Origin of the sequence: Streptomyces sp. CBMA29 (assembly GCF_014596445.1) — a bacterium.
GTDB lineage: Bacteria > Actinomycetota > Actinomycetes > Streptomycetales > Streptomycetaceae > Actinacidiphila.
Genome location: NZ_MECL01000261.1, coordinates 92,907 through 104,603 on the forward strand (window position 1 = coordinate 92,907; position 11,697 = coordinate 104,603).

Annotated in this window: 12 protein-coding genes; 7 read left to right on the top strand and 5 right to left on the bottom strand. The window is 72.8% G+C overall.

From position 1 onward, the window contains the following. Nucleotides 1-44: 44 nt before the first annotated feature. Nucleotides 45-290 carry a DUF397 domain-containing protein gene (locus BGM09_RS35490; protein WP_188285863.1) on the bottom strand — a complete coding sequence of 82 codons (246 nt, stop codon included), beginning with the start codon at nucleotides 288-290 and terminating at the stop codon, nucleotides 45-47. Beyond that, nucleotides 287-1,156: a helix-turn-helix domain-containing protein gene (locus BGM09_RS35495; protein ID WP_188285864.1), complete on the bottom strand. Its 870-nt coding sequence runs from the start codon at nucleotides 1,154-1,156 to the stop codon at nucleotides 287-289. The genes BGM09_RS35490 and BGM09_RS35495 overlap by 4 nt, the downstream gene beginning before the upstream one ends. Before the next feature lie 160 nt (nucleotides 1,157-1,316). On the opposite strand from BGM09_RS35495, the gene BGM09_RS35500 reads away from it, so the two are divergent. Together BGM09_RS35500 and BGM09_RS35505 are read left to right on the top strand one after the other, a co-directional pair. Further along, nucleotides 1,317-1,781 carry an ATP-binding protein gene (locus BGM09_RS35500; protein WP_188285865.1) on the top strand — a complete coding sequence of 155 codons (465 nt, stop codon included), beginning with the start codon at nucleotides 1,317-1,319 and terminating at the stop codon, nucleotides 1,779-1,781. Nucleotides 1,782-1,805: 24 nt separating this feature from the next. Next, nucleotides 1,806-3,095, top strand: coding sequence for a lanthionine synthetase LanC family protein (locus tag BGM09_RS35505; RefSeq protein WP_188285866.1), 1,290 nt, complete (start codon nucleotides 1,806-1,808; stop codon nucleotides 3,093-3,095). A gap of 8 nt (nucleotides 3,096-3,103) precedes the next feature. On the opposite strand, the gene BGM09_RS35510 is transcribed toward BGM09_RS35505, so the two are convergent. Beyond that, nucleotides 3,104-4,555, bottom strand: coding sequence for an amidase (locus tag BGM09_RS35510; RefSeq protein WP_188285867.1), 1,452 nt, complete (start codon nucleotides 4,553-4,555; stop codon nucleotides 3,104-3,106). Nucleotides 4,556-4,680: 125 nt separating this feature from the next. On the opposite strand from BGM09_RS35510, the gene BGM09_RS35515 reads away from it, so the two are divergent. The 4 genes from BGM09_RS35515 (at nucleotide 4,681) to BGM09_RS35530 (ending at nucleotide 8,520) form a co-directional block, all read left to right on the top strand. Continuing rightward, nucleotides 4,681-5,169 carry a MarR family winged helix-turn-helix transcriptional regulator gene (locus BGM09_RS35515; protein ID WP_188285868.1) on the top strand — a complete coding sequence of 163 codons (489 nt, stop codon included), beginning with the start codon at nucleotides 4,681-4,683 and terminating at the stop codon, nucleotides 5,167-5,169. Nucleotides 5,170-5,218: 49 nt separating this feature from the next. Next, nucleotides 5,219-6,613: an MFS transporter gene (locus BGM09_RS35520; protein WP_188285904.1), complete on the top strand. Its 1,395-nt coding sequence runs from the start codon at nucleotides 5,219-5,221 to the stop codon at nucleotides 6,611-6,613. 132 nt (nucleotides 6,614-6,745) lie between these two features. Further along, complete coding sequence (locus BGM09_RS35525; RefSeq protein WP_188285869.1) at nucleotides 6,746-7,165, top strand: YciI family protein; 420 nt, start codon at nucleotides 6,746-6,748, stop codon at nucleotides 7,163-7,165. Next, nucleotides 7,138-8,520 (top strand): RNA polymerase sigma factor, encoded by a 1,383-nt coding sequence (locus BGM09_RS35530; protein ID WP_411158411.1) that lies wholly within the window; start codon nucleotides 7,138-7,140, stop codon nucleotides 8,518-8,520. Before BGM09_RS35525 ends, BGM09_RS35530 begins: the two co-directional genes overlap by 28 nt. Before the next feature lie 90 nt (nucleotides 8,521-8,610). Here BGM09_RS35530 and BGM09_RS35535 read toward each other — a convergent pair whose 3' ends face one another. Further along, nucleotides 8,611-9,645, bottom strand: a complete 1,035-nt coding sequence (locus tag BGM09_RS35535) for a medium chain dehydrogenase/reductase family protein (protein WP_188285870.1) — start codon at nucleotides 9,643-9,645, stop codon at nucleotides 8,611-8,613. Nucleotides 9,646-9,803: 158 nt separating this feature from the next. Between BGM09_RS35535 and BGM09_RS35540 the strand changes: the two genes are divergently transcribed. Further along, nucleotides 9,804-10,484, top strand: coding sequence for a TetR/AcrR family transcriptional regulator (locus BGM09_RS35540; RefSeq protein ID WP_188285871.1), 681 nt, complete (start codon nucleotides 9,804-9,806; stop codon nucleotides 10,482-10,484). Nucleotides 10,485-10,545: 61 nt separating this feature from the next. Here the strand turns inward: BGM09_RS35540 and BGM09_RS35545 are convergent, their stop codons facing one another. Further along, nucleotides 10,546-11,634 carry an alpha/beta hydrolase family protein gene (locus BGM09_RS35545; protein WP_188285872.1) on the bottom strand — a complete coding sequence of 363 codons (1,089 nt, stop codon included), beginning with the start codon at nucleotides 11,632-11,634 and terminating at the stop codon, nucleotides 10,546-10,548. Nucleotides 11,635-11,697 lie beyond the last annotated feature (63 nt).

The window sequence follows — 11,697 nt, forward strand, 5'->3', positions numbered from 1 at the left end:
GTCACCGGCCGGTCGACTTCCAGGAGTCGCCTACCCCGCCGGCCTCAGAGTTGGCCCGCGAACCTCAGGAAGTCCGCCCACTGGGCGGGGGAGAAGGCGAGTTGGGGCCCTTCCTTGTCCTTCGAGTCCCGCACGTGGACGGTGCTCGGGCAGGCCGAGACCTCTACGCAGTTGTCGCCCTCAGATCCGCTGTAGCTGGACTTGTGCCAGGAGGCCGCCACCTCGACGCAATCGCCCTGACTGCCGCTGCTGTAGCTGCTCTTGAACCAGGCCAGATCGGATGTGTTCATAGGGCTCCTCGCATTCGCTCCAGCAGGCCCCGCGAGTCTTCGGGGGTCAGAGCCTGCGAGCGAAGTTTTGCATACCGCTGTTGGAGCTCGCTGATCTCCTTCAGGTCTCCGATGAGGCGGCCGTTCTTCTGCCCCTCGGAGTAGGCGTACCAGCGGTTCTTCGGCGTCTCCAGGAGAGCGAGCGGTCCGTCCAGGCCAGCGTGGACGGGCCGTTGGAGCGGCATGATCTGCAACACGATGTTCCAGTGCGTCGCGGCGACATCCAGCAGATGCTCGAGCAACTCCCGCGTGACGTCCTCGCCGCCGGTATGCCTTTCGAGAACGGCCTGTTCGAGGATGAAGCTGAACGCGCATGGCCGATCGCGGTGGGTGGACAGCAGGGCCTGCCGCTCGAGCCGCGCTGTGACGCGCTCGGTGATGGCCTTCTCGCTGACCAGCGGTGGGACGCTCTCGAAGACAGCACGCGCGTATGCCGCCGTCTGCAACAGCCCAGGAACGATCCGGCAGTCGTATGTGTCGAGGCTGATCGCCGTCTTCTCCAGGCGCGCCCACTGGTGGAACCAGGCCGCGAGGCCGGGCTGCCGCCCGACATGGTCGAGCGCCTTGCGTAAAGCACCGGTGTTGCCGAGAACCGGCTCGGCGCGGTCCACGAAGTCGGCGTCGGGCATGCGTCGCCCCTGCTCGATGGAGGCGATCGTGTGCTTGGAGAAGCGCACCTGGTTGCCGAACTCCTCCCGGCTGAGGCGCGCGTGTTCCCTGAGGGCCTGGACAAACGCACCGAAGGTGCGCAAGCTGTCCGAGGTCTCGGGCTCGCTGCCGAACGTACCCATACCGTTGTCGTCCGCACCGTCCATGCCATCGGCCATCCTCGGCCACCTCCCGCGCGCCCGCCCGTTTGACCACATCGAGTCGGACCATGCTCACAGGGGGTGACGGGTACTGTCTACGTCTTGTGCGCGTACGCTGGCGCAGCGTACGCGGCGGGACCCTGGTGGGAGGGGCCGGGCCGGGGCCACATTGGGCGGTATGACAGCACCAACGATGGACGAACTCCCCGTGACCGAACGTGAGTTCAGTCAGCGGTTCAGCGCCACGCGGCGCGGGGCCCGGCTGGCGCGGCACACGGCGTCGAACGAGCTTCACCTGTGGGGCGTCCCGCACGGCACAGAACTGGCCGAGACCGCTGCCCTGTTGGTGGCCGAGCTGGCGACCAACGCCGCCACCCACGGCCGCGTCGCCGGGCGCGACTTCGAACTCCGTATCCGCCTCACGGCGACCTTTCTCCGTATCGACGTCTCCGACGCCCGCGCCGAACGCCGCCCCCCGGCCCCCGGCCACCTCCGCCCCGCCTCCCCCCTCTCCGACTCCGGCCGGGGCCTCCTCCTGGTCGAAGCCCTCGCCACCCGCTGGTCCGTCCTCCCCCGCGACCCCGTCGGCAAGACGCTCCGCGCCGAACTCGACCTGCCCCTTCCCCCGGAAGCCGCCCCGTAGCGAGAGCGTGCCAAAGTGGGTGTTATGACGGCTGACGCAACAGACGTAACAGCGGACGAGGTCGAGGAGTTGTCGGCGGAGGCGCTGCGCTGGCTGCTCGCGAACGCGCGGGAGGGCGAGGACGGCGGCCTCGCCTGGACCACCACGCCCTCGGACTACGAGCTGGACGCCTCGCTCTACAGCGGTACGGCCGGTGTGATCCCCGTACTCCTCGAAGCGCGGCGGCACTTCGGCGACGACCGGTACGGCGACGCGGCCGTGCGCGCCGCCCGCAGTGTGGCCGCAGCCGTCGACGGCTGGGACGGCTGCTCGCTGTACTTCGGCCTGACCGGCATGGCGTTCGCGCTGCGGGCCGTGCACGACGAGTTGGGGGCTCCGGAGGCCGGGGCAGCCGCCGCGCGGGCCATGGACCTGGTGCGCTCCCGTTTCGACGGGACGCGCTGGGGCGTGCTGTTCGAACTGCTCGGTGGCAACGCCGGTATCGGACTGGGCGCGTTGGCGGTGGGCGACGCCGATCTGGCCGTGCTCGCCGTGGAGCCGTATCTGCGGACGGCCGAGCGGACCCCGGCGGGCGTCCACTGGGAGGTGCGCACCGACGCGGCCCCGCGCCTGCACCACCTCTCGCACGGCACGCTCGGCATCGTGTACGCGCTGGCCCGCGTCGGCTCGGCGACCGGCCGCACCGACCTGGTCGAGCTGGCGCGGGCGGGCGCCGCCGATGTCGTGGCGCGCGACGAGGACGGCCCGGACGGTTTCCTCGTGCCCCACTCCGACCCGCAGGACCGGCCCGAACTCATCGAGCGCTACAGCTACGGCTGGTGTCACGGCCCGGCCGGTGACGCCCAGGTCTTCCGGCTGCTCCGGGACGTCCTCGACGAGCCCGCCGCCTGGCAGGCGCTCGCCGACCGCTGCTGGCACACCGTGACCCACTCCGGCCTGCCCCGCCGCCTGCGGCCCCGCTTCTGGGACAACAACGGCCGCTGCTGCGGCACCGCGGGCGTCCTCGCCCTCGCCTGCGACCGGCTGGCGGAACAGGGCGACCCCCCGGACTTCGCCCGCCTCCTCGTCGCCGACATCTCCTCCCGCGCCACCCGCGACCGCGACGGCGCCCGCTGGTCCAACATCGAGCACCGCGCCACCCCCAGCACCCTCGAACCCCACCCCGGCTGGGCCATGGGCACCGCCGGCATCGTCCCCGAACTCCTCCGCTTCACCCGCCTCACCCGCACCCGCACCCGCACCCGCACCCGCACCCCCACCTCCGCCTACGCCCTCCCCTGGCCCGACCACCACCCCACCACCCCGGCCCGCTGAGGCGGGGATTACGACGGGGGGCGGAAGGCGCCGGTCTTCGGTTCGAGGAGGTCGGCCAGGCGCAGGGGGGTGCGGTCCTCGAACATCGGGCCGATGATTTGGACGCCCACCGGCAGGCCCTCGGGGGACCGGCCCGCGGGTACGGCGGTGGCGGGCAGGCCGGGCATGGTGGGCAGACCGGCCCAGACGAGCTGGTCGAAGTACGGGTAGCCGACGCCGTCGATGTCGATCCGGCGTTGCCTCGGATCGGGGCTGTGGTCGTGCGCGAAGGCGGGGGTGGGCGTGATCGGACACACCACGGCGTCGAATTCGGTGAAGAACCGCCGCCAGCCGTGCCGGTGGAGCTCGCGGCGGCCGTTCGCCGCGAGCCAGTCGCGGTGGCTGAACACCATGGCGCGCAGCCGCGTCGCCTCCAGGCTCTGGTCGTCCGGGCTCAACTCGGCCGCGAGGGAACGCAGTCGCTCCTGCGCCTCGACGGGAAAGTGCGCGGTGGAGCTCGACATCAGGAGCTGTGTGTAGACCACCGCGGCTTCGGCCAGATCGGGCAGCAGCGGACTGTGCCGTTCGACGCGGGCGCCGCCGTCGGCCAGCGCGTCGGCCACCCGGCCCACGGCCGCCCGCACCGCGGCCCCGGTCGGAATGTGCGGGTGCTGGTCGAGGACCAGGACCCGGAAGTCGCCGAGCCGCTCGTGGCGAGCGGGCGGCAGCGTCAACGCGTACGCCACACCGGACGTCAGCGGGTCGGGTCCTGCCATGACGTCGAGCAGGAGCGCGAGGTCGCGTGCGGAACGCGCCATCGGGCCGACGACGGCGAGGTCGAGGTCGACCGGCAGCGCCGCCGCGGGCGGCTGGGCCATGCCGCGGTTCGCCGCCAGCCCGAGCGTCGGCTTGTGCGCGTAGACACCGCAGAAATGCGCGGGGGTGCGCAGCGAACCGGCGATGTCGGAGCCGATGGACAGCGCGCCGAACCCGGACGCGAGGGCCGCCGCCGATCCGCCGGAGGAGCCGCCCGACGTACGGCCGTGGTCCCAGGGGTTGTTGGTGGTGCCGTAGATCTCGTTGAAGCTCTGGATGTCCTGGAGCCCCACCGGCACATTGGTCTTGCCGAGCACCACCGCGCCCGCGGCCCTGAGCCGCGACACCTGCACCGCGTCCTCGGCCGGCAGGTGGTTCCGGTGCCGCGGCATGCCCCAGGTCGTGGGGAGCCCGGCCACGTCGTACGACTCCTTGACCGTCACCGGAATGCCGAGCAGCGGCCGGTCCTCGCCACGGGCCCGCGCCGCGTCGGCGTCGCGCGCGGCGGCCCGCGCGCGGTCGAAGTCCGGCACGCAGATCGCGTTGACCGCCGCGTCGTCCCGCTCGATACGGGCGATCGCCTCGTCGGTCAGTTCCGCCGAGGTCACGTCACCGGCGCGCAGGGCGGCGCTGAGTTCTTCGGCCGTCTGAAAGCTTCTGTCCATGCGGCGGACCGTACGGGCGGCCGGCCGGAGCCACGAAATGTCGCTTCGTACAAGGGAAAGCCCGCCCCGATCTCCTCCGTGTTCCCGGGCCGCCGTGATTGTCGCAGTGCTGTTATATTAGCGCTGTGACAATTTCTGATCCCACCGCGCTGCCCGACCCCTGGCACGCCCTGCACGAGCTGCTGGCGGCCATGGACGCCGAGATCGAGCAGCTCTACGTCGAGCGCGGCATCACGGGCGTACGGCCCCGGTTCGCGTATCCGCTGATCCGGCTCGCGCACACCGGGCCGCTGACCATCCGCGAGCTGGCGACGTCCCTGAACCGCTCGCACTCCGCGATCAGCCAGACCGTCGCCGCCATGCGCAAGGAGGACTTGGTCACCTCGCAGCCCGGCCCCGACGCCCGCACCCGGCGGATCGACCTGACCGAACGCGGCCGGTCGCTCGTACCGTTCCTGGAGGCGGAGTGGCGCGCCACCCACGAGACCGTCGCCGAACTGGACGCCGAGGTGCCGTACGCCATGACCGCCGTCGTCGAGGAGGTGCGGCGCGCGCTGGAACATCGGTCGATGCGGCAGCGCATCCTCAACCGCCTTGTCGAGCCGCCGAAGTGAGCGGGCCGAAGAGCGGGCTGAAGTGAGCGGGCGAAGTGAGCGGGCCGAAGTGAGCGGACGGATACGCGTCCGGTTCCTCGACACCCGTCCGCTGCGCGGCAGTCAGCCCTTCCGTGACCTGTGGATCGGCACCTCCGTCTCCCAACTCGGGGGCCAGATCGCCAATGTGGCCGTCCTCGCCCAGGTCTGGGACCTCACCGGCAGTACGGTCGGCACCGGCGCGATCGGGCTCGCCACCGGCCTGCCGATGATGCTCTTCGGGCTGATCGGCGGCGCGTTGGCCGACACCGTCGACCGCCGCGCGCTCGTACGCGCCACCACCACGGGCCAACTCCTGGTCGCCGCGCTCCTGTTCGCCCAGGCCCTGGCGCACAACAGGAACGTCCTGCTCCTGCTCGCCCTCGTCGCGCTGGCCACCGTCTTCAGCGCGCTCGGCGCTCCCGCCCGGCGCACGTTCCCCGTCCGGCTGCTGCCCGGCGACCAGGTCGCGGCCGGGCTCGCCCTCACCAACGTCTCCTTCCAGGCCGCGATGCTGGCCGGGCCCGCCCTGGCCGGACTGATCATCGCCCGGTGGGATTTCCCGGCCGCGTACGGGGTTCAGGCCGTGACCATGGCGGTCTCGGTGCTCGCGGTGATCCGCCTGCCGGCGATGCGGCCGGAGGGGGGCGGGGGGCCGGAGACCACGGCGGGCGGAGGCGGCTGGCGTCGGCTCGCGAAGGGCGGTGCGTCCGGGCCCTCGCGGGGTGGTCGTCGGCTTTCCGCGCGGGGCGCTCGGCGGCGTCCCGAGCGCGGCGGGTGGCGGATCGTCCTGCGCCGACCCACGCTGTGGGGTTCGATGGCCACCGACCTGGCCGCGACGCTCCTCGCCATGCCCGTGGCGCTCTTCCCCCTCGTCAACGAGATCCGCTTCGGCGGCAACCCGCGGACCCTCGGCCTGTTCCTCTCGGCCGTCGCGGTCGGGGGCATCACGGCCGGTCTGCTCTCCGGCACCGTGACCCGCTGGCGGCGCGGCGGCCTCGTACAGCTCTCCGCCGCCGTGGTCTGGGGCCTGGCGCTGGCCGGGTTCGGGCTGGCGGGGCCGCTGTGGCTGGCGCTCGGCTGCCTGGCCGCGGCGGGGGCCGCCGACACCGTGTCCGTCGTCACGCGCAGCGCCCTGGTCCAGTGGGAGACGCCGGACGCCTACCGGGGGCGGGTGTCCTCCGTGGAGCACGTGATCGGTGTCGCGGGCCCCGAACTCGGCAACTTCCGCGGCGGCCTGCTGGCCTCGGCGACCTCCGCCCCGTTCTCCCTGGTCCTCGGCGGGGTGTCCGCCGTCCTGGCGGTGCTGGCCGTGGCCGCGACGAACGCGCCGCTCCGGGCGTACCGCACGCCGTCCCACGCCGATGCCGATGCCGACGCGGATGCCGAGCCGGTCCCGGCACCCGTCCCGGGCCCGGTCCCGTAAATTCTCCTGATCCGATCCGCCCGCCGTGTCGATCCGCTCCCGTGCCGTTCGACCTTGGGGGTGAGAGGGTCGGGAAACGGCCTCCGGAGCGCATCGGCGCTGAACGCACGGAACAGAGCGGAGAGAGCGGTCATGGCGAAGTACATGCTGATCATGCGGGGTACGGACGAGTCCGTCGCGAAGATGATGGAGACCCCGTTCGACGAGATGCTGGAGACGGTCGGCCGGTTCAACGAGGAGCTGATCCGGGCCGGGGTCCTGGTGGCGGCGGAGGGTCTCGACGACCCGGGCCAGGGGGTCGTGGTCGACTTCAGCGGTGAGGCGCCGGTGGTCACCGACGGCCCGTACGGCGAGACGAAGGAGCTGTTCGGCGGCTTCTACCTGATCGACGTGGCCTCGAAGGAGGAAGCGGTCGAGTGGGCGAAGCGGCTGCCCGCCGTCGCCGGGTCGAAGTGCGAGGTACGCCGGGTGCCGAGCATCGAGGAGTTCCCGCAGGACAACGAGTGGATCACCAAGGAGCGGGCGTGGCGCGAGCGGACGGGCCAGATCTGAGCGGGCCGGTTCCCGACGGGTCGGCCCCCGGCGGGTCGGCCCCCGGCGGGCCGGCTCCCCGCAGTACGGAGGCCGCGCGTCGCGCCGTCGAGGCCGTCTGGCGGATCGAGTCGGCCCGCGTGGTGGCGGCCCTGGCCCGTTACACCGGGGACTTCGAACTGGCCGAGGACGTGGCGCAGGAGGCCCTGGCCGAGGCGCTGGCCGGCTGGTCACGCGACGGCACACCGGCGAACCCGGTGGGCTGGCTGCTCGCGACCGGGCGGCGGCGGGCGATCGACGCCTTCCGCCGCCGCTCGGCGCTGGACCAGCGGTACGCGCTGCTCGCCGGGGAGGCGGCCGAGGACGCGGGTACGGGAATGGGCTCGGGTACGGGCGTGGGCTCGGCGGCCGACGCCGACCTGCCCTGGGACCCGGACCGCATCGACGACGACCTCCTGGCCCTGATGTTCATCTCCTGCCACCCGGTCCTCTCGCCCGAGGCCCGCGTGGCCCTGACCCTGCGCGCGGTCGGCGGCCTGGCCAGCGAGGAGATCGCGCGCGCCTTCCTGGTGCCGGTGCCGACCGTCCAGGCGCGGATCACCCGCGCGAAACGTACGATCGCCGCCGCCGGGGTCCCGTTCGCGCTGCCACCGGCCGAGGAGCGGCGGGAACGGCTCGGCGGCGTCCTCAGCGTGCTCTACGTCATCTTCACCGAGGGCTCGACCGCGACGTCCGGCGACGACCTCCTGCGCCCCGACCTGGCCTACGAGGCGATCCGGCTCACCCGCGTACTGGCCGCGCTGCTGCCGCGCGAGCCCGAGGTGCACGGCCTGCTCGCCCTGTGCGAACTCACCGCCGCCCGCTTCCCCGCCCGCACGGGACCCGACGGCGAGGCCGTACTCCTGGAGGACCAGGACCGGCGCCTGTGGGACCGCTCGGCGGTCCGCCGTGGCCGGGCGGCTCTCGAACGCGCCTCCGCCGTCGGACGCGGCCTCGGCCCGTACGGCCTCCAGGCGGCCATCGCGGCCTGCCACGCCTCCGCGCCCTCCGTCGCCGCGACCGACTGGGAACGGATCGTCGTGCTCTACGAAGCCCTCGGCCGGATCGCTCCCTCGCCGATCGTGGACCTCAACCGCGCGGTCGCCGTCGCGATGGCCCACGGGCCGCAGCCGGCCCTCGACCTCGTCGACGAACTCGCCGCCGCCGGTCACCTCTCCCACTCGCATCTCCTGCCCACCGTGCGCGGTGAACTCCTCGCGCGCCTCGGCCGCACCGCCGAAGCCCGCGCCGCCCTCCACCTGGCCGCCCGCCACTGCCCCAACACCCGCGAACGCGCCGCGCTGCTCCGCAAGGCCGATGCCCTGCCGCTGCCGTGACCGGGGCTGTGACCGCTGCCGGGCGTCAGCGGTGAGCTGGTGCCGGTGCCGGACCGGCCGGGCCTGTGCCCGACCGGGGGGCCGGGCACGTCACGCCGTGAGGACGACCTTCCCGCTGACCGTCCGCGACTCGGCCAGCCGGACCGCCTCCGCCGCGCGGGCCAGCGGCAGTCGGGCCGCGATCCGGGCGGTGACGTCGCCGCGCTGGAGCGCGGCGAAGACCTCGGTGAGGTCGGCGCGCAGCCGGGCCCGGAAGCGGTCCTTGGCCAGGGCCTTTCCGGCCCAGAGGTTGTAGAAGTAGGCGCGGCGGCCGTTGGGCAGCGTGTTCCAGACCCAGACGCGGGCGATGATCTTGAGCACGGGCCACTGCTTGGAGCCCTCGTCGTCGAGCGTGGACGCGGTGCCGTACGAGACGAGCGCCCCGCCGGGCGCGAGCAGCCGCCACGAGTCGACGACGCCCCGGCCGCCGACGTGGTCGAAGACGGCGTCCACGCCGCCGGGCGCGAGGGCGCGGACCTGGGCGGCGACGTCACCCGCGCGGTAGTCGACCGGGGTGACGCCGCGCTCCCGGAGCGCGTCGTGGTGCCGTACGGACGCCGTGCCGATCACCTTGACGCCCGCGACCCGTGCCAGTTCGACCAGGACGGAGCCGACGCCGCCGTTCGCGCCGAGCACGAGGACGGTCTGTCCGGCGCGGACCCGCGCCTTGCGGTGCAGCATCTGCCAGGCGGTGGCGCCGTTGACCACCATCGCCTCGGCCTCCGCCGCGCCGACCCCCTCGGGCACCGGGACGGTGTCGGCCGCGTCGACCAGCACGTGGCTGGCCCAGCCGCCGGTCTTGGTGAGCGCGGCGACCCGCGTGCCGACCAGGTCCGTGCCGACGCCCTCGCCCGCCGCCTGCACGGTGCCGACCAGGTCGTAACCCGGCACGAAGGGGAACGGCGGCTGGTCGTAGTAGCGGCCCCTGCGCATCTGCTGCTCGGCGAAGGAGACGCCGGTGGCCTCCATCCGCACGACGACCTGGCCGGGGCCCGGCGCGGGGACGGCGCCGTGCCGGACCTGGAGGCCCTCCGGCTCGACCTTGCCGGGCAGGACGACCTCGGTGAGTTCTTCGGTGGTGTTCATGGCGGCCTCCGCTGCGATCTGCTCGTTACTGGCGTTTGCGTTCGTTAGAAGTTCTAACACCTCACGGTCGGGAGTGTCAATAGCGTTCGTGATAGCCTCTAACTAACGTGATGTGAGAACGACACACGGGCACGACCTACGGGAAGGAGGCAAGGCCAGTGGCTGAACCGGGTACGACGACCACCACCACCCCGCGCGAGCGGTACCGGGCCCAGGTCCGCGAGGAGGTCAAGAAACACGCGTGGGAGCAGATCGCGACAGCGGGCGCCTCAGCGCTCTCCCTCAACGCCATCGCCAAACAGATGGGCATGAGCGGCCCCGCGCTCTACCGCTACTTCGCCGGGCGCGACGAACTCATCACCGAACTGGTCAGGGACGGCTACCGCAGCCTCGCCGACACCTTCCTCAGCGTCCACGCCGCCGCCTCGGCCTACGACTCCCGGCCCGAGCTGGCCGCCCTCGCCCACGCCCTGCGCGGCTGGGCCCTGGAGGACCCGCACCGCTACTTCCTCCTCTACGGCACGCCCGTCCCCGGCTACCACGCCCCCGACGACATCACCGGCATCGCGTCCGAGATCATGTCCGTCCTCCTGGACGCCTGCGTCGCCCTCGACCCCGACGCCACCGCCCCCGTCACGCCCTTCGACACCCACCTGGCCGCCCACCGTCAATGGGCCGACCCCCACCCCGCCCCCGCCACCGCCCTCCACCGCGCCCTCACCTGCTGGACCCGGCTCCACGGCGTCCTCTCCCTCGAAGCCGCCGGCCACTTCACCGGCATGTCCCTCGACCCCGCCCAGCTCTACGAAGCCGAACTCCACGCCCTCCTCAAGCCCTGAGGCCGTGACCCGCGTACGGCACGCCGCCGCGAGCGGGCGGGGCCCACAAGGACCCTAGGAACTAGGACGTGGTGGCGGGGAGGGCTACGCGGGTGGTGGCGGGGGTGTGGGGAAGGGGGTGGCGGCCGGTCAGGACGGGGAGGCCGGCGGGATCGGCGTACAGCTCGTAGCGGTAGAAGGCGACGGCGTACGCGGTGAGGGCGTCCTGCTGGTGGGCGGGGGTCAGCTCCTGCGCGGGGCAGGTGCTGTCGTCCTCGCCGAGCGAGGCCGGCGGTGTCCAGGACCGGTTGTAGTAGTTGTGGTTGGCGTTCCGGACCGAGAGGGAGAAGTCCGTCACGGAGTTCAGGCCCGCTATGTCGTCCAGGTACTCCTGGCCCTGCTCGCGGACGGCTCCGTCGCAGGTGCCGGTGACGACCGCGAACGGCACCTGCGTGTCGAGGGTGTCGCTGTTCTCGCCCTCCGGGTAGTCGAATTTGACCGGCGCCAGCGCGAGAACGGCCTTCACCCGTACGCCCGTCGGCCACTCGGCGCGGTGCTTGTCCGACGCCTGCCACATGACGCCCTTGCCGCCGCGCGAGTGCCCCAGGGTGCCGACGCGCGTCATGTCGACGTGGCCGGTGAACGCGGGCGCGACCTTGCGGCCGGTCGCCGGGTCGGTGAAGCGGCCCTTCAGAGCGCCGCCGCCGTCGGCCAAGTCCCGCCACAGCCGCAGGTGTTCATTGATCAGGCGGGCGCGGTCGCCGTAGTCGAAGGACGTCATGTTGATGCCGTCGGCGCTGAGCGAGACCACGACGAAGCCGCGCTCGGCCAGCGCCCGGCCGAGGTAGTCGTAGCCCCGGTAGCTCGGGTACGGGTGCGAGCCCGCCGGGCACGGCCAGGTCTGCGCGTCCGGGTCGTCGCAGGCGTACCAGGAGCCGTGCGACATGACGACCAGCGGCAGTCGCCCGGTCAGATGACGCGGATAGTGCACGACGGCCCGCACCTCGCTGACCGTGCCGGACTCCGGATCGGTGAACGCCGTGTCGCCGAGGTCGTACGTGGCGGTCGCGACGGTGACGGCGGCGGTCGCATTCGGTACGGCGGCGACGGCCGGTGTCTGCGTGCCCGCCGCCAGGAGCCCGGCGGCCAGCAGCAGCGAGGCCGCCGCCATGCGGACGGTGGATCGAAGAGGAGATCTCATACTCCGGTCAACACGCTGGGGCACCGGACGAGT